This is a genomic window from Thermus sp. FJN-A (assembly GCF_054655095.1).
Genome location: NZ_BAAHSC010000061.1, coordinates 1 through 241, shown reverse-complemented (window position 1 = coordinate 241; position 241 = coordinate 1). Strand labels below are relative to the sequence as shown.

The window sequence follows — 241 nt, the reverse complement described above, 5'->3', positions numbered from 1 at the left end:
TCCTTCCGAGGGGGATTGGGGCCTGCTCCTGGAGGAGGGGGAGCGGGTGGTGGTTGAGGCCATGGGGGAGGGCCGGGTAGAGGGGGGACAGGTGGCCTGGTTTCGGGCGGAGGGGCGGGCGGAGAACCCGGTGTGCGCCTGGTGGATGGTGAGCTTCTCCCCCGACCCCCGGCGGGAGGACGAGCGGGAGATGAGGCTCTACAACGCCTCGGGCCGGGTGTGCGAGGGGGAACGAGGAGGG

At 72.2% G+C, this 241-nt stretch carries 1 pseudogene; it reads left to right on the top strand.

Going from position 1 to position 241, the window contains the following annotated elements:
- Positions 1-241: pseudogene (locus ACYQ0J_RS00330) on the top strand (hypothetical protein); the annotation flags it as partial.